Origin of the sequence: Bradyrhizobium nivariense (genome assembly GCF_029846695.2) — a bacterium.
Classification (GTDB): domain Bacteria; phylum Pseudomonadota; class Alphaproteobacteria; order Rhizobiales; family Xanthobacteraceae; genus Bradyrhizobium.
This window is the reverse complement of record NZ_JARWCR020000037.1, coordinates 32,011-48,744: the sequence shown is the minus strand read 5'-3', so window position 1 is coordinate 48,744 and position 16,734 is coordinate 32,011. Positions and strand designations below refer to the sequence as shown.

General features: G+C 63.5%; 18 protein-coding genes. 13 read left to right on the top strand and 5 right to left on the bottom strand.

All coding sequences use genetic code 11. The annotated features are described in order from the left end of the window. Positions 1 to 115: 115 nt before the first annotated feature. A complete protein-coding gene (locus QCM77_RS26655; RefSeq protein WP_279685577.1) occupies positions 116 to 574 on the bottom strand; it encodes a hypothetical protein in 459 nt (152 codons plus the stop codon). Positions 575 to 875: 301 nt separating this feature from the next. Between QCM77_RS26655 and QCM77_RS26650 the strand changes: the two genes are divergently transcribed. Beyond that, a complete protein-coding gene (locus QCM77_RS26650) occupies positions 876 to 1,088 on the top strand; it encodes a class I SAM-dependent methyltransferase (protein WP_279685608.1) in 213 nt (70 codons plus the stop codon). 17 nt (positions 1,089 to 1,105) lie between these two features. Next, positions 1,106 to 1,462 (top strand): hypothetical protein, encoded by a 357-nt coding sequence (locus tag QCM77_RS26645; RefSeq protein WP_279685576.1) that lies wholly within the window; start codon positions 1,106 to 1,108, stop codon positions 1,460 to 1,462. Positions 1,463 to 2,396: 934 nt separating this feature from the next. Here QCM77_RS26645 and QCM77_RS26640 read toward each other — a convergent pair. Both QCM77_RS26640 and QCM77_RS26635 read right to left on the bottom strand, forming a co-directional pair. Then, complete coding sequence (locus QCM77_RS26640; RefSeq protein ID WP_279685575.1) at positions 2,397 to 2,771, bottom strand: hypothetical protein; 375 nt, start codon at positions 2,769 to 2,771, stop codon at positions 2,397 to 2,399. Positions 2,772 to 3,055: 284 nt separating this feature from the next. Then, positions 3,056 to 3,301, bottom strand: coding sequence for a hypothetical protein (locus tag QCM77_RS26635; RefSeq protein WP_279659291.1), 246 nt, complete (start codon positions 3,299 to 3,301; stop codon positions 3,056 to 3,058). 491 nt (positions 3,302 to 3,792) lie between these two features. Here QCM77_RS26635 and QCM77_RS26630 point away from each other — a divergent pair, with 491 nt between their 5' ends. From QCM77_RS26630 to QCM77_RS26605, 6 genes are all read left to right on the top strand, one after another. Then, positions 3,793 to 4,473, top strand: a complete 681-nt coding sequence (locus tag QCM77_RS26630; RefSeq protein WP_279659292.1) for a response regulator transcription factor — start codon at positions 3,793 to 3,795, stop codon at positions 4,471 to 4,473. Positions 4,474 to 4,482: 9 nt separating this feature from the next. Further along, positions 4,483 to 5,907, top strand: a complete 1,425-nt coding sequence (locus QCM77_RS26625) for a sensor histidine kinase (protein ID WP_279685574.1) — start codon at positions 4,483 to 4,485, stop codon at positions 5,905 to 5,907. A gap of 60 nt (positions 5,908 to 5,967) precedes the next feature. Further along, positions 5,968 to 6,891 (top strand): RNA polymerase sigma factor RpoH, encoded by a 924-nt coding sequence (gene rpoH, locus QCM77_RS26620; protein ID WP_279659294.1) that lies wholly within the window; start codon positions 5,968 to 5,970, stop codon positions 6,889 to 6,891. Between the two features lie 79 nt (positions 6,892 to 6,970). Beyond that, positions 6,971 to 10,153: an efflux RND transporter permease subunit gene (locus QCM77_RS26615; RefSeq protein WP_279685572.1), complete on the top strand. Its 3,183-nt coding sequence runs from the start codon at positions 6,971 to 6,973 to the stop codon at positions 10,151 to 10,153. Continuing rightward, complete coding sequence (locus QCM77_RS26610) at positions 10,150 to 11,421, top strand: efflux RND transporter periplasmic adaptor subunit (RefSeq protein ID WP_279659296.1); 1,272 nt, start codon at positions 10,150 to 10,152, stop codon at positions 11,419 to 11,421. The genes QCM77_RS26615 and QCM77_RS26610 overlap by 4 nt, the downstream gene beginning before the upstream one ends. Positions 11,422 to 11,432: 11 nt before the next feature. After that, positions 11,433 to 12,134 carry a hypothetical protein gene (locus QCM77_RS26605; protein WP_279685571.1) on the top strand — a complete coding sequence of 234 codons (702 nt, stop codon included), beginning with the start codon at positions 11,433 to 11,435 and terminating at the stop codon, positions 12,132 to 12,134. An 84-nt stretch (positions 12,135 to 12,218) separates the two neighbouring features. Here QCM77_RS26605 and QCM77_RS26600 read toward each other — a convergent pair whose 3' ends face one another. Both QCM77_RS26600 and QCM77_RS26595 read right to left on the bottom strand, forming a co-directional pair. Beyond that, entirely contained in the window at positions 12,219 to 12,446 is a 228-nt protein-coding gene (locus tag QCM77_RS26600) for a hypothetical protein (RefSeq protein ID WP_279685570.1), read from the bottom strand. A 156-nt stretch (positions 12,447 to 12,602) separates the two neighbouring features. Then, positions 12,603 to 12,866, bottom strand: coding sequence for a hypothetical protein (locus tag QCM77_RS26595; protein WP_279659299.1), 264 nt, complete (start codon positions 12,864 to 12,866; stop codon positions 12,603 to 12,605). Between the two features lie 337 nt (positions 12,867 to 13,203). Here QCM77_RS26595 and QCM77_RS26590 point away from each other — a divergent pair, with 337 nt between their 5' ends. The 5 genes from QCM77_RS26590 (at position 13,204) to QCM77_RS26570 (ending at position 16,731) form a co-directional block, all read left to right on the top strand. Then, positions 13,204 to 13,401, top strand: a complete 198-nt coding sequence (locus tag QCM77_RS26590) for a hypothetical protein (RefSeq protein ID WP_279685568.1) — start codon at positions 13,204 to 13,206, stop codon at positions 13,399 to 13,401. A 299-nt stretch (positions 13,402 to 13,700) separates the two neighbouring features. Further along, complete coding sequence (locus tag QCM77_RS26585) at positions 13,701 to 14,756, top strand: catalase family peroxidase (RefSeq protein WP_279685567.1); 1,056 nt, start codon at positions 13,701 to 13,703, stop codon at positions 14,754 to 14,756. Further along, the gene (locus tag QCM77_RS26580) at positions 14,753 to 15,316 is read left to right on the top strand and encodes a cytochrome b (RefSeq protein WP_279659302.1); all 564 of its coding nucleotides are present in this window, start codon (positions 14,753 to 14,755) and stop codon (positions 15,314 to 15,316) included. Before QCM77_RS26585 ends, QCM77_RS26580 begins: the two co-directional genes overlap by 4 nt. Before the next feature lie 62 nt (positions 15,317 to 15,378). Next, positions 15,379 to 15,879, top strand: a complete 501-nt coding sequence (locus QCM77_RS26575; protein WP_279659303.1) for a Dps family protein — start codon at positions 15,379 to 15,381, stop codon at positions 15,877 to 15,879. Positions 15,880 to 16,131: 252 nt separating this feature from the next. After that, positions 16,132 to 16,731 (top strand): HdeD family acid-resistance protein, encoded by a 600-nt coding sequence (locus QCM77_RS26570; protein ID WP_279685565.1) that lies wholly within the window; start codon positions 16,132 to 16,134, stop codon positions 16,729 to 16,731. The last annotated feature ends 3 nt before the right edge of the window (positions 16,732 to 16,734 follow it).

The window sequence follows — 16,734 nt, the reverse complement described above, 5'->3', positions numbered from 1 at the left end:
CCTGGGCTGACATGCAATGTTAGCGCGTGCTGCGGCGTTCGGGGAGTCTTGAAATGGGGTAGCCGGGATAGGCTCCAGCGATGAATCGATTGGACAGACGCGGAAGGATTGGCACCTACATTTCAGGGTGCTGATCAATCCGCAATACTCTAACGTTGAACCTAGCGAAAAGGTCTTGTCCAGACTCCGTGAATAGAACCTCAACAATCTTATCCGTTATAAAGTCGTAGCGTATTTTCTCGAATTTATCACCCAGTACGTCGTCAGGATTAAGACCGCCGTCGTTCTCGACTATTCTCCCTCCGAGCCATAGGAAATCATTGTTGAAGACCGCAAGTTCGACGCTCGCGTTGATCGGATGAAACTCAGTTCCGTTAGCAATCACGAGTTCTGCATCCTCTCTTCGGTGCCACAGTCGTTGCTCGAACCCTACTACAGGATCGCCATGCTCATTGAGGAACACTCCGCGGGCAAAAAGATCGCCGTAGATCTCCAGAGTGTCTCCTTCACCGGCTGTCCTCGTGCATTTTAAGGCCTCGAGGGTAACGTTAAGTACTTTTGCTTCGCGCGCCATGTTCTTTCCTTTCGGTCCTGTCGGAGAGAAGTTGCACAACTGGTGCCTCGGAAAATCACGTGTCCGTTGAACACAAAAAATTCCATCGCTCGGACCCGTTTCTGTACGAGCAACGTTCGCCGTTCCACCTTTCCCTAAGCGCAACCCAAAATAGCATAAGCTAATGGTGCTGCTTATGTGGCGATCGGTCGCAACGGTCGACTAAGATGACAAATGAAGGTCGCAACCCAAGCTGACACTGCTTGAAGACTTCGTGCGCCGGGAGCCGCGCACTACCAAGCCCGACTAGCGCGCAGATAGACTGCCGTCCCCTGATGGCTCGTTCGATGTCGCGTATTGCCAGCTCGGCCTCCAATTCTTCGCAAACCGACCGGCTGCTTTGCGCGAAATGCGCAGGGTCCTATCTGCAAAGGGCGACTCGCGAAGACGATTCGTCAGCTCGGCGGCGTTGAATAGCAACGTAGAGGCAAGCTTGGCGACCGTTGGGACGGCGATCATCAAATCTGTGAAATAGCAACGGATAGCGGGACAATGGCTGACAAGTCGACAAAGGAGAAAATACCGCGGGCGTTCTGGTTCGGGGTTTTTCTAATGCTGTTGGGGGTAGGTGCTCTAGTCTTTGAGTGGTTCAACAGAGACGCGGTCGCGATCGTCGGAGCGGTGCTGCTAGGCCTCGTTATCGGGATGTTTGTCAGCTTCTTTGCGCAGGAGGCAAAGGAGTGGACGCGGCAGGCGATGACGGCATCCATTGCCGTGATAGCGAGTGCGGGTGTGTTGGCGCTATTGCGTTACCGTGCCCCCGATCCGCGTGACGTCTGGTTCTATCCGGCCGGACTTATTATCGGTTTCGGGTTCGGCACGATTTGGGATGCAATCGATCCGGCTTAGGCGGACGTGGTGGCCGAAAGGAGTGGTGTTCTGAACGCTGATCTGCAGGCGGAATTCACACCGCTCGATATCGAATATGCCCCGAATTTGGCCGCCGCGAAATACTGACTCGGTTTGTAGCAAAATTTGTGCTTGGCAATTCTCTTTCCGAAAAGCGGTTGCCCGTCGGGCAAAACACCCGCCACCCCCGTCAACCCCTCCCCGCAAAAATATTCCTCTTTACCGAAATTCGGTTTTGTCGTATGTGTCGCCCATCCCGGCTCATCCAAGAGGGGCGATCATGTGGTCGTCATTTTCGCGAGCCGGGCTTGCTGTGGACGCGGCAGCGTTCGGGTACGAGAGGCCAAGGGCAGGGCGGATTGCTCTCCGTGAGCCCAAAACTTCGTGCCGACGAGCGGCGCTGTCAGGTTCGTCTCGTCTGTAAGTTTCCGGCTCGGTCGACAGGGCTGGAAAAACTGCGGCGAAATGGCGAGCCGTGCGTACGGCAAAACCGTGTGGTCCTGGCCGTCGTTGCTACGGTCAAGCCTTTGCGGATTCGGCATTCGCGTCAACCGGCGCGATGTCGGTGACTTCTGCGAAGGCGAGGGAGGCCAGAACGAACTCGGCTCCCGGGAGAGCTCGGCATAAGCCGTCCAACCACTGCGCAGGGAAGGCCGAGTGATTGGCTACACCTGTATGCTGCTGTGCGGTTCTCTTGCGCTACATTTTCGCGCAGCGGACCGCGGGTGCCAGCCGGCACCCGGCCTTCCCTGTGCCCTTGTGGCTATGAGGGTGGAGCGACGAAGCAAAGCTCGGGCGAAATACGCCGCGAGAACGCGAAACTGCGTGTTTCGCCGTAACGCATCCCGACAGTCACGCTATGAAACTGCGCAGTCCGATCGGCCGGGACCGTGACGTTGCGCGGTCCCGACCGATGGATGTTATGCGCGCGCGGCTAGCTGCAGCTCAGCGGCAACGGCTGGGCCGGATGCAACTCGTACCAGTCATAACAATCCGGATAGGCGCCGTAGAATCCATCTCCGTGCCGGTAGCGACCGTAGCTGTGAAACGCGTGTTGGCGGAGGCCGCCGGCATGACCGCCGAAGCCGAGATGCTCGCCGCCGAACCGGGCGCCGCCGCCAAAACCTCCCTCATGGCCCATGCCGCCGAAATGCGCGCCGCTGCCAAATCCCGCATGTCCGCCGCCGAAGCCGCCGCCGCCAAAGCCGCCATGGCCGCCGCCACCACCGCCACCGTGCGCGTTGGCCGCGCCGATTGCGAGCGTCGAGGCGAGTGCTGCTGTCGCCAGAATCATGATTGTTCGTGTCATGGAGAACTCCTCTCGTGTTGAGCTGCCCGGCCGTCCCTGAAGCCCGCTTCCGCATCGTGCGCGCGAGGCTGCTGATGGCCGGGCCTGTGATGCTGGAGAGGTAGGAGCGCTGCGCGGCAATCCAACTGAATTCGTAGTCAGACATGAAGCACGCCGTTCGCGAAGATGATCTCGCCGCGCATGGTGGCAACGCGCGAAAGGAGCGGACTCAATGAAACAGCCCGCTCCCCGTCATTCCATGTGCAACGGCCGGCTGGGTCACACGGCCGGCCGCGTTGATGCGATCAGAAGCTGCCGGTGCCCGGCTCGCACGGCACGTTGTTGCCGGTCCACGGCGCGGTCGCGAAGGCGCCGACGCGCGGCGCGGGAATGCAGGCGCGTTCGCCCTGATAGAAGGGGCCGCTCGTTGCGACCGTATCGGCCTCCACCGCAGGCTGCTGCACGACGCGGTGATGCTCGCGGGCCATCACGGGGCCGCCGAGCATCGCGGCTGCAATCAGTCCCATCGACAGCAGTTTGGACGTGGTCATTCGCTCTCTCCTTTGATGACATCAGGCCGAACCAAGCCGGCTCGCCATCGAGGTGTGAACGATCGGGCGCGATTCAAACGCACGATTTGCTCACCGCAATTCAACCGCCTGTGAGTCGATGCGGCGTCGCAACCACGATCGTGCGAATGCATAACATCCGTGGCCCCTGAAACTACAGCGCGTGCGTTGAGAGCATATGTTCGATCCAGCGCAGTTCACAGCGGAGCCCGCAAGATGATCACGACATTGGCAGCACGCATCGTCCTTGCATTGGCGCTGCTCGTGAGGCGAGCCGTCCGCAACATGAACTGGAATTCAATGGCAGCGCCGGCGCCCAAAGCCTATCTCGTACCACAGCGAGTGGCCGGCATCAGGCGGCGTCAAGGCCGCGGGTTCGACGCGCGCGGACGCCGAACATGACACCGCGCGCCGCCGAACCCACGCTTCCCTTCCGCGCGCCAAAACGCCGCGCGGAACGTGGAGCGAAGATCATGAACCGGATTCTCCTGATCGAGGATGACGCCGAGACCGCCGAGGCGATTGTCGCCGAGCTTGCCGATCGCGGCTTCGAGGTGCAATGGGCCGGCGACGGCGTCGACGGTCTCGACCGGGCGCGCGCGTCGAGCCCGGATGCCATGATCATCGATCGCATGCTGCCGGGAATGGACGGGCTCACCGTCATCGAGGCGCTGCGCAAGGACGAGGTCAGGACACCCGTCCTGGTCCTGAGTGCGCTCGGCGCGGTGGACGACCGGGTGCGCGGACTGCGCATGGGCGGAGACGATTATCTCACAAAGCCGTTCGCGCTCGTCGAATTGGTCGCGCGGATCGAGGCGTTGCTGCGCCGTCCGATCGACAGCCGCGAAACGACCTTGCATGTCGGGCCGCTCGAGATCGATCTGATCGAGCGCACCGCGCGACGCGGCGAACGCGAGCTCGAGCTGCTGCCGCGCGAATTCCGTCTGCTCGAATACATGATGCGCCGGAACGATCAGCTGCTGACGCGCGCGATGCTGCTCGAAGAGGTCTGGAACTACAAGTTCGTTCCGGCGACGACGAACCTGATCGACGTGCATATGGGCCGGCTTCGCCACAAGGTCGACGGTCCCGGAGAGCCACAGCTCATCCACAACGTCCGAGGCTCCGGCTTCGTCCTGCGCTCGCGGCAATAGGGGCGGGCGATGCACCAGATCCGGTTGATCCGCTCCAGCACGTTCCTCTGGGCTCTGGCCGTGGCGGCCGCCTTCGCGCTGTTCGTGGTCGGACTGTTCGCGTTCATCTACTGGAAGCTCGACGACTATCTGGTCGCGCGATCCGATCGCATGATCACCATGCAAATCCACTTCATCGCGGACCTGCCGCCGGCCCGCCGCATCAGCGCCATCGCCGATCATCTCGCGCAGGATTCCAGAGGCGTGCAATACGCGGGACTGTTCGATGCCGCCGGCACCAGGCTTGCCGGCAACATCGACCATTTGCCGCGCGAGCTCAGGCTGGCCGGCGCGGTGCAGGGCGTGCGGCTCGATCTGTTCGAAAAGCCGGCAGTCCACGTTCCGGTCGTCAGGGCGGTCGGCACGCGTCTCGACGGCGGCGATGTCCTGGTGATGGGGCGGAACGTCGACGAGACGCGCGAGATATCGAGCGTCGTGGGTCAGGCTTTGGCCCTTGGCCTGCTGCCGGCCTTCAGCCTCTGCCTGCTGGCTGGCGCCTGGCTGAGCGTCCGTGCCGAGAGGCGCGTGGAGCAGGTCAATCAGCGGGTCCAGCGCATCGTGGCCGGCGAACTGCGCGAGCGGCTCCCGGAGGGCAACACGGACGATTCGTTTGCGCGACTGGCGGGAATCGTCAACGGCATGCTCGACGAGATGGAGACGATGATCAATGCGCTTGCCGGCGTCGGCAACGACATCGCTCATGATCTCAGGACCCCGCTCACGCGCGTCCGGCTGGCGCTGGAGCGCGGACGAACCCATGCGGCAACGCTGGAGGAGCTCCAGGAGACCGCGGACAAGGCCATCGCCGGCATCGACCAGTCGCTTGCGATCGTCACCGCCTTGCTGCGCCTGACCGAGCTCGAGAACAACCGCCGCATGGCCGGCTTCGGCGACGTCGCGCTCGACGAGATCGTGCGGGAGGTGTGCGACGTCTACGAACCCATTGCCGAAGACAAGCGCATCGCGCTCGGCGTCGTCATCGATCGCAATGTGCAGGTGTGGGGTGACCGCGACCTGCTGTTCGAGGCCGTCGCCAATCTCGTGGACAATGCCATCAAGTTCACGCCATCAGGCGGACGGGTCGAGCTCGCCTTGGAAGCGGAGGACGACACGGCGCTGGTGCGCGTGAGCGACACTGGGCCCGGCATCGGCGAACAGGAGCGCGAGGCGGTGCTGCGGCGGTTCTATCGCTCCGACAAGATGCGCAATACGCCTGGCGTCGGACTCGGACTGAGCGTGGTGGCCGCCATCGTCAAGCTGCACGGCTTTCGGCTGATCATTGGCCCCGCTCCCGGAGGGCGGATCGAGATCCTTGCCTGGACCGGAAGGGCAGGCAGTCCCATCACGCGCCGGTCGCGGAGATTGATGCACGCAGACGCGAGCCAGATGGGATGAGCCAAATCATGCGCGATGCTTTCGAGATCAACCAGCCGGCCCGGACTATAGGAGTGACAAATGCAGACTAGCCACGAAATTGCGAGGCGCGATCCCGTTGCCGTGCCGGCCGCATCGGTGTCGCCGCCGTTCCTCAGCGCTTATTCGGCGACCATCAGGCGGTTCGACCTGCTTGAGGCGGGGCAGGAGCAGCAGCTGGCACGCCGCTGGCAGGAAACGCGGGACCGGAGCGCGGCGGACGCGCTCGTCACCAGCCATCTCCGGCTCGCCGCCAAGCTGGCGCGAGGTTACAAGGGATACGGACTTCCGCTGGTCGATCTGATCGCGGAGGCGAATCTCGGCCTCGTGATCGCGGCGTCACGCTTCGAACCCGGCCGCGGCGCGCGATTCTCCAGCTATGCGGTCTGGTGGATCAAGGCGGCCATTCACGAGTACATCCTGCGGTCCTGGTCCCTGGTCAAGATCGGGACGACGGCGGCGCAGAAGAAGCTGTTTTTCAAGCTCCGCAGCGAGATCAGGAAAGCCACCGGCAGCGTGATGGCCGGGCTCACGCCTGACGTCGTCGAATTGATCGCCGGCAAGCTCGAGGTCACCGCGCGTGACGTGATCGAGATGGACGCGCGTCTGAACGGCGATTTGTCGCTGAATGCGCGCGTCGGCGACGAGGACGGCGGAACCGAGCTGGAAGCCTTGCTGGTCGACGGCGCGGTCGACGCAGAGACGGTGCTCGCCGATCACGAGCAGACAGAACAGCGCAGCAGGGCCTTGCGTGCTGCGCTGGGCGGGCTCGCGGCGCGGGAACGTCATGTCTTCGAGGCGCGGCGGCTGGCGGAATGCCCGGTCACGCTCGATCAGCTGGCCCGCGAACTGTCCATATCGAGCGAACGTGTCAGGCAGATCGAGATTCGCGCCTTTGCCAAGGTCAAGCGGGCCGTGATGCACGCCGCGCAGGATGCACCACGCGCCGTCGCATGCGGCGTCTGAATTCGATTTCATTTGAACGGGGAACCGACCGTCCTCACCTGTCCGACGATCCTGCGTAACTCGCTCCAGGCAGACCACCATGGGAATTGTTCGCTTCGCGCTACGGCTTCCGCACACATTCTATGTGCTCGCGGCGCTGATCCTGTTCCTCGGCGGCATCGCGATCCGCTCGATGCCGACGGATATTTTCCCGGAGATCCGGATCCCCGTCGTCACGGTGATCTGGAGCTACACCGGCCTGTCGACGCCTGAGATGGAGCAGCGTGTCAGCACCTACAGCCAGTATTCGATCAGCGCCAATGTCAGCGGCATCAAGAATATCGAAGCGCAGACGCTCAACGGCCTGTCGATTCAGAAGATTTACTTCCAGCCGGACGTCAATCTCGATCTCGCGATCTCGCAGATCGTCTCGGCGACCAACGCGATCCGCGCCCTGATGCCGCCGGGAATCCAGCCGCCGATCATCGTGCAGTTCAATGCATCGAGCGTGCCGGTGCTCCAGCTCAGCCTTGAGTCGAACAGCCTGAACGAGCAGCAGCTCTACGATTTCGGCATCTACCGGGTCCGCCAGCAGCTGGCTCCGGTGGCGGGCGTGACCCTGCCCACGCCCGCCGGCGGCAAGTACCGCCAGATCATGGTCGACATCGATCCGAACAAGCTGCTGTCGCGCGGATTGACACCGCTCGACATCGTCAACGCGGTGAACACCCAGAACCTGACGCTGCCGACCGGCACGACCAAGATCGGCGACACCCAGTACACCGTTCGCACCAACGCGACGCCGGCCACGATCCAGGATCTCAACATGATCCCGGTCAAGTTCGCGAACGGGGCCACGATCTTCCTGAAGGATGTCGCCCAGGTCCGCGACGGCGCCCAGGTCCAGCAGAACATCGTGCGCGAGGACGGCCATCGTGCCGTCCTGCTCAGCATCATCAAGAACGGGAATGCCTCCACGCTCGCCGTCGTCAACGGCGTCAAGGCGGCGTTGACGTCGATCCGCGCGGCGGCCCCGGCGGGGCTGAAGATCAATGAGTTGTTCGACCAGTCGATATTCGTCACCCATTCGGTCGATGGCGTGCTGCGCGAAGGCGCGATCGCGGCCGGCCTGACCGCGCTGATGATCCTGGTGTTTTTGGGATCGTGGCGATCGACGCTGGTCGTCCTGATCTCGATCCCGCTGGCGATGCTGTCCTCGCTGATCGTGCTGTATTTCCTCGGCGAGACCCTCAACACGATGACGCTCGGTGGGCTTGCCCTCGCGGTCGGTATCCTCGTCGACGATTCGACGGTGACGATCGAGAACACGCACCGGCTCTGGACCGAGGAAGGCATGCCGTTGCCGGAGGCGACCCTACACGGAGCCGCCGAAATCGCCATCCCGACGCTGGTCTCGACGCTCGCGATCAGTTGCGTGTTCACCTCGGTCGTGTTCCTGGAGGGGCCCGCCAAGTACCTGTTCACGCCGCTTGGCCTCGCCGTGGTGTTCGCGATGCTGGCATCATATGGGCTGTCGCGGACGCTCACGCCGATCACCATCGGTCTGCTGCTGAAGGGCGAGCGGCGTCATGGCGAGGGCGAGCGCCCGTCGAACATCTTCGCGCGCGCCTCCGCCGCGTTCGAGCGCGGGTTCGAGCACCTGCGCGACGGCTATTCCGATCTCCTGCTGAAACTGCTGCGGCGTCGTGCCGTCGTGCCCGTCGTCGCCGTGCTGGTGCTGGCGCTCGGAGCCACCATGTTCGCCTATGTCGGCAGGGACTTCTATCCCCTGATCGACGGCGGCCAGATCCAGCTCCATGTTCGCGCGCCGGCGGGCACGCGCATCGAGCGTACCGAGGCGGTCTTCCAGGCGGTCGAGGACAAGATCCGCGAGGTCATTCCGGAGCGTGACCGGGCGTTGATCGTCGACAATATCGGCCTCCCGGCTCGGGCCTACAATCTCGCCTTCACCGACGGCTCCACGATCGGGGTGAATGACGGCACCATTCTGGTGTCGCTGAAGGATGGGCACGAGCCGACGGCGGATTACGTCAGGAAGCTGCGGCAGGTGCTGCCAGCGGCTTTCCCGGAGGACACCTTCTATTTCCAGGCGGCCGACATCGTCACGCAGATCCTGAACTTCGGCCTTCCAGCGCAGATCGATGTCCGCACGGTCGGTTACGGCAGCAACAATCTGGCCGTGGCCAAGGAGCTGCAGAAGAGCCTCGCGGCGATCCCCGGCGTGGTCGATGCGCATCTGCAGCAGGAGGTCGATGCTCCCGCCTTCTACGCCGACATCGACCGCACCCGAGCAGCGCAGCTGGGCCTCAATGCGAGCACGGTGGCGACCAATATCAACGTCAGCCTCAGCTCGTCCGCGCAGGTCTCGCCGAATTTCTGGACGGACCCGACGTCAGGCATCCCCTATTACCTGGCGGTGCAGACACCCGAATACAGGGCCAACTCGCTGAACGCCCTGGGCAACACGCCGGTGTCGGCCTCGGCTGCCGCAAGCGGGCAGACGGTGCCCGGCCTGCTCGGCAATGTTGCGACGTTCAAGCGGGGCACCGTTCCCACCAACTCGAACCAGGCCAATGTCCAGCCCGTGTATGACGTCTATGCGAGCGTGCAGGGGCGCGATCTCGGGGGCGTCGCCGCCGACATCGAAAAGGTGACGTCAAACCTGCAAAAGCAGTTGCAGCCGGGCAATTCGATCCGGATTCTGGGACAGATCCAGAGCATGCATCAGTCGTTCCGCGATCTTGGAATCGGGCTGCTGTTCGCCGCCATCCTGGTCTACCTGCTGATGGTCGTGAACTATCAGAATTTTGGCGATCCCTTCGTCGTCATCCTGGCGCTGCCGGCGACATTCTGCGGCATCGTGACGATGCTGTTCATCACCGGGACGACGCTGAACGTGCCGTCGCTCATGGGAGCCATCATGGCGATCGGCGTTGCCTCGGCGAATTCCATCCTGCTCGTGACCTTCGCGCGTGACGAGCAATTGAAGGGACATTCCGCGTTCCAGGCGGCGCTGAGCGCGGGCAGAACGAGGATCCGGCCGGTGCTGATGACCGCGGCAGCGATGATCGTGGGCATGATCCCGATGGCGATCGGCGGCCCGGGCGAGGAGCAGAATGCGGCGCTCGCGCGGGCGGTCATCGGCGGCCTGCTGTTCGCAACCCCGACCACCTTGCTGATCGTGCCTTATCTCTTCGCCATGCTGCGCAAGGGCAACGACGGCAAGCCTCGCCATGGCGTATTCGAGGAGCAACCGGAATGAGTGACGTTCACGCAAGGACCGATGACGACGGGGCGAGAGACCGCCCGGGGGCGGAGAGCCTCCGGGTCGTGGAACTGCCGGGCAAGGGCGCACGATCCGGACGCCGTTACGGCAGTGCGTTGCTTGGGGGAGGCGTGCTCCTGCTCCTTGCGGGCGGTCTCGGCATCGGCGGATGGCGACACTATGAGGCCGCCCGTGACGTGGCCGCAGTGGCAGAGCAGGTTCGGACCAACGTTCCGGAAGTTCGGGTGGCGACAGTCAAGCCCAGCGGCGACATCATGAAGGTGAGCCTGCCGGCGACGACGACCGCATTCGAGGCGGCCAACATCTTCGCGCGGACCAGCGGCTATATCGAGAAGCGCTACGTCGATATCGGCGATCGGGTCAAGAAGGGCGATCTCCTCGCGGAAATCACCGCTCCCGAGCTGGATCAGCAGATCGCGCAGGCGCAGGCGACGCTCGCCCAGAACCAGGCTGCGCTTCAACAGGCGCAGGCGAGCCGGGATCTGGCCGACGTCACCAACTCGCGGGACAGCAATCTCGTCAAGCAGGGCTGGTTGACGGCACAGCAGGGCGACAATGACCGCCTCACCCTCCGCGCGCAGCAGGGGGCGGTGGGCGTCGCCCAGTCGAACATCACGGCGCAGGAGGCGCAGATTCGCGTCCTCCAGCAGGAGAAGTCCTACCAGCGTGTGGTGGCGCCGTTCGACGGTGTCGTCACGCAGCGGAACGTGGACAATGGCAGCCTGGTGCAAGCCGGCTCCACTTTCATGTTCACGATGATGCATTCCAACGTGATTCGAACCCAGGTCTTCGTGCCGCAGGACGAGGCGTTCGGAGTTGCCCCGGGCGTCGATGCGGACATCCGCGTCCCCGAGATTCCGGGGCGGACGTTTGCCGGCAAGGTCACGCGGATCGCGACTGCGCTGCAGCCGGGGAGCCGGACGCTGCTGACCGAGATCGACGTGCCGAATCCCGATGGCCTGCTCAGTCCGGGCATCTATTGCACGGTCGAACTATCGATTCCGCGCCGGACGCCGTCGATGACGATCCCGTCGGACGCGCTCGTCTTCGATCAGAACGGCCTCCACGTCGCGGTCGTGCGGAACGGCATGGTTCATTTGCAGCAGGTCTCGATCTCCAGGGATTTCGGCACCACGGTGGAAGTGCGCGACGGCGTGCAGCCCGGCGATCAGGTCGTGCTCAATCCTGCGGTTACGCTGGCAGAAGGCAGCAAGGTCACCATTCGCAAGCGTGAGACGAGCTAGGGACACGAAAGATGATGCGGGTCGCGTTCGCAATGATGGTCGCTTTCCTGCTCGGCTTGGCCCCGGGCAAGGCACAAATCGCAACGACCGGCAGTACGGCAATGGGTCTGCCGACGGTGCCGGGCGCGATCGTGATCTCGCCGCTCAACAGTCCGGGACCGTTTTCCGCAACGACCGTGTCGGGTGCGCCGGATACGACGCTGGCGCCCGTTCCGCTCGCGTCGGATCCGACCACGCCAGGGACGGTGGTCGTCTGCGCGCCACCGGTGTCATCGCCAACGCCGGTGCCGGCGACTCCGACCGTATCGCCCACGGGCCTTTCCCCATCGGGCATCGCAGCTCCGATCCTGCCGGTTACAGGGCAGAACGGCAGCTCCATCGGGACAATCTCCGCGGCTGCGCCGGCGGGAACGGGGGCGGCGGTCGCATGCAGCTCAACGCCGGGAGGGCAGGTGACGAGCGCTGCGTCTCTGCCGCTTTCGATTTCGCAAGTGCCCGCAAGCCCCGCGCCCGGCACGATCCTGGCGGACACCAACGGCGCCGGCGGCACGGGCATCGACCCGAATGCCGCCGTCGTGCCCAGCCCTAACAGCTCGGCTTGCGCGGAAGGAGTCTCGATGAATCTGGCGGAGCCCGCGACGATGTTGCCGGCCAACGCCTCAGGCGCAGCGCCGACGCCGGGCGTGTCGCCGATCCTGCCGCCGGGATGCTGAGCTGGACGTGCCCCGGTTGCAAGAACGGCGGCCCTATCGTGAGCCGCCGTCCCTCCTCAGCCGGACTTGCTCCGGTCCGCGAACTCAATAGCCCGACGTGGGCTCGCACGGCGGCCGGCGCCAGGGAGCGGTCGCGTATGCGCCGACGTCGGGAGCACGGGCGCAGCCACGCTTGGCGATGACCGGAACGCGCTGAGCCGACGCATAGGCGTCGACATTGGTACGCTTCGCGTTGCCTTCGCGAGCCATCACAGGGGAGGCAATCATGGCTGCGACCACGAATCCGGCGGACAAGATCTTCAGTGTAGTCATCGAACATCTCCTTGAGAAAGCGACGCCGGGAACGCCTCGGCCCGCATCTGAGACATGTACATGCGTGCGCCGGATCCGCAGTGCTGATCGAACGAACATTGTCGTCTTCGCACGACGCCGCTGCAGTCCATGGCTCGACCCAAATCGAGCACGTGATCAACGACGGAATTCCGATCGAGGCCGCTGTTTTTGCAGATACCAATCCTGGCCCGCGGGAAATACGGGCGCGGCACCACCGGGCCGCTCGAGCCCCATTCGTCCGGCGGGCGTCAGCGCGCCACCATTCAGAACGTCGCGATCGGGGTACATCGATGCGAAGGCTGCCGGCTCCTGGTCGGCGAAAGACCAGGCTGCGGATGCGGACGATATCGTTGTCGTTGAGATCAGCGCTGTCGCGATCAGAACCTTGAATATACTCATGGCGATTCTCCATTGCTTGCTCCGTGCGGAGAGTCGCTTGGCGATGATCGCTGCTCGGCTGGTGGCGTTTCCGAAAATTGTTTTGATGAGACTTTATGTAGGTAGTCCGGTCGAAGCGTCCCGGCGTATGTGCATCACTCTTGCGAGAAGATTCTGTCATCGTTGTCAGACCCATCGCGCGAATGTGCGTGATCAAACGCGCCCGGTGTCCGTTTCTGGGGAGCAGATCTTGCGAACATCTGGAGTATGAGGAATGAGATCATCTGCTTTCATTTGCGTCGTCGCCTGTGTTGCGCTTTCGGGGGCTGTGTCCGCGCGCGGCAGTACGGGGTCGCACATGTCGATGGAAAGCGGCGGTACGCTCGGCACGAGCGCCGCCGCGCCGGGAACGAATTCACTGGGGACCGCACTTCCGTCGTCCGGCAGCGCCGGTCATGTCATGAAGGGACCGTTGCTTGGCACGGACCCGACCATCGACAAGGACGATGCGCGGCTCGAGAAGATGCTGGAAGGATCGATCTGCCGCGGCTGCTGAAGAGCGCGCATGCGCTGGCCTTGCGCGGAGAGCATCTGAAATGGGCTTAGACGCAGGACGGGTCTTTCGAGCCCCACGGGTGATTCTCGGATCGCACGAATTGTTTCGATAAGGCGCGAAAGCAGATCAGGACGCGCCTTCTTCGCGGCGCGGACAAGCCCGAACGTGCCTTCGCGAAATTGGCGGTGGGTTTCAGAAGATCGCGGCCGTGGTCGGCGGCTACAAGGAACCCGAACCGCTTGACAGAACGAGCCGCCTGGCCGGTCTGCGGGGCTGTTTGCGCATGGCAAGGAGAAGCAGTGAATCAGTCAGGAAATCTGCCGCGTTCGGGGCTCGGCTGGCTCGTGTTGATTGCGGCCGTCCTCGGAGGTGGCGCTGCAGCGTTCGCCTACACGGCGGGGTGGCTCTCGCCCGGGCGCCTGACGCCGGAGCGGATGATTTTGGCGCTGACGCCTCCGAGTGGCGCGCCGCCCGGGCACCGGCGAAATCATGCCAAGGGAATCTGCTTCACCGGCATCTTCGAGTCGAACGGAAACGGCGTCGAGCTCTCGAAGGCCAGAGTTTTCGAGCGAGGCGCGTATCCGGCCCTGGGCCGCTTCAATCTTGGCACAGCCGACCCGAACGCCGTGGATGCGACTGTGCGCGTGCGCGGTTTGGGATTGCGGATCGCAGCGGCGGACGGCGAAGAGTGGCGGATGGCGCTGATCGACCCGCCGGTCTTTGCAGTGTCGACGCCGCAAGCGTTCCACGATCTGCTGATTGCATCCGGCAAGAAGGATCCGGAGGCCATGAAGATTTTCATCCAGGCAAATCCGGAATTTGCTGCCTTCGCGACCTGGGCCAAGACCGCACCTTGGACCGCGAGCTATGCGGAGGATGCCTACAACGGCCTCAACAGCTTCATCTTCACGGATGCGAACGGCGGCGAGCACGCGGTGCGATGGTCGCTGCGGCCGGCCGCGACGGTCGTTCCGGTGTCGCAAGCCGAACTGGAAAAACGCGGTCCGGATTTTCTCGAGCAGGAGATAGCGGAGCGGGTGCGGACCGCTGGCCCGCAACGCTGGACCATGGTCACGACTGTCGCCGATCCCGGTGATCCGACCGCGGACCCGAGCAAGGCCTGGCCCGACGGGCGTCGTACGGTGCAGGTCGGAACGCTTGTCGTGCAGCGGATCGAACCCGAGCGGGATGGACCCTGCCGCGACATCAACTTTGATCCCACCGTGCTGCCGCGGGGAATCCGGGTGTCGGACGATCCTTTCCCGGCCGCGCGCTCGTCGGTCTACCGCAAATCCTACGATTTGCGCGCGGCCGAAGCCGGCGACTATCCGCGAATCGGGGCGGCCAGGCCATGAGCAACATGCCTCGTCGTTTCGCGCCGATCCAGCGCCTTCTGCATTGGCTGATGGCGGCCTGTATCATCGCGATGCTCTTCATCGGCGTCGGCATGGTGTCCACCGTGGCGCCAAAATACCTGCCGCTCATCCTGATCCACAAGACGCTCGGCTTCGCGCTTCTGGTCCTCGTTGTGATCAGGCTGGCTCTGCGGCTCCATTACGGCGCGCCACCGTTGCCGGCCGACCTTCCGCCGGCGATGAAGCTCGGAGCGAAATTGTCGCATCTGGCCCTCTATGGCTTCATGATCGTCATGCCGCTGCTGGGTCTCGGCATGCTCTGGGCCGCGGCCTATCCGGTTGTCCTGTATGGCGGGATTGAAATTCCGGCGCTGCTGCCGCAGAGCGACCGCGTGCACACACTGCTGTGGAATGCTCATTTTTATCTGGGTTTCGCGTTCTTTGCCCTCGTGCTGCTGCATCTGGCGGCAGCGCTGTTCCACGCATTGGTCCGCCGCGACGGCGTGCTCGGCACGATCGCACCCTTTCCACTGCGGAATAGGACGACGCCGGCAGAATGAGCGCTCGTGCGCCGACGACACGCGCGGCTCAAATTTTTCAACCTCCAGCAAGGATGACGACAATGACCAAAGCAGATATCCAAACCCCAACGGATCTCGGGGCCAATGCGAACCGGGACATTCCAGCTGCCCTGAGGGCGCTGCTGGCCGACGTTTTTGCGCTGTACCTGAAGACCAAGAATTTCCACTGGCACGTGTCGGGCCGGCACTTTCGCGACTACCACCTCTTGCTCGACGAGCAGGCCGAGCAGATCTTTGCCATGACCGACGACATTGCCGAGCGGGCACGCAAGATCGGCGGAACGACGCTGCGCTCGATCGGCCAGATCGCGCGCGAGCAGCGCATTCTCGACAACGACGCCGATTATGTCGAGCCGCAGGACATGCTGGCCGAGCTGCGCAGCGACAATCAGCAACTGACGCGGGAAATGCGCCGGGTCCACGAGCTCTGCGACGAATACGGCGATGTCGCCACCGCAAGCCTGCTCGAAAACTGGATCGACGAGACGGAACGGCGGATCTGGTTTCTGTACGAGACCGGCCGAGGCGGCCCGACCTCGTAAGTACCTGGCATGGAATGCGGCCGGGAAAGCGAAGCCGGCCGCTCGCTGCCGCGTATTGCTGGCTGATCGTCTTCGAATTGATCGACCAAGCCGCGCGCCGCGTCCCGATCGGTCGTGAATCTCAAGGCAGCATTCCGCATCGTGCGGATGAAACAATGTCGCTGCATCCTCGAAAGATGACCGGAGGCGGATCTCTATAGGCTTGACCGCATCCATGACCGGCAGGCCGGTCAGACGTACAAAGGTCAAGCCATGACGGATATTTCGAACTCGAAGGCGTCGCTCGGAAGGGCCATTCACGCGATCAGCGGAAAATGGGGCTGGTTCGTTGCGCTGGGGGTCGGTGAACTGATCCTTGGCGGCATTGCATCGGCCAATCTGATGGCGGCGAGCCTCGCCTCCGTGCTCGTCATTGGCGCCACCATGGCAGTCGCCGGGATCTTCCAGATCGCGCATGCCTTTTCGGTGCACGGCCTGCGCGGCTTCCTGTTCTGGCTGCTCGCCGGGATCGTCTATGCCGCGGCCGGAGCCGTCATCCTCTACGATCCGCTCCGGGCTTCGTTCACGCTGTCGCTCGTGGTGTGCGCTTTCCTGGTCGTTGCCGGTGCGACGCGGATCTGGGCAGGTTTCCATATGCGGCCGGCGGCGGGCTGGCGCTGGATCGTGGCAGCCGGCGTTGTGACGTTCTGCGTCGGCGCCATGCTGATCGCGATCTTGCCTGCCGTCGGTCTGTGGCTGCTCGGTGCGATGCTGGTCGTCGATCTGGTTTTCCAGGGTTGGGGCTTTATTGCATTCGGGCTCGCGCTCAGAAGCCGAGCCTCGCGGCATTCGGCCAAGCCAGCGGCGGTGTGAGCC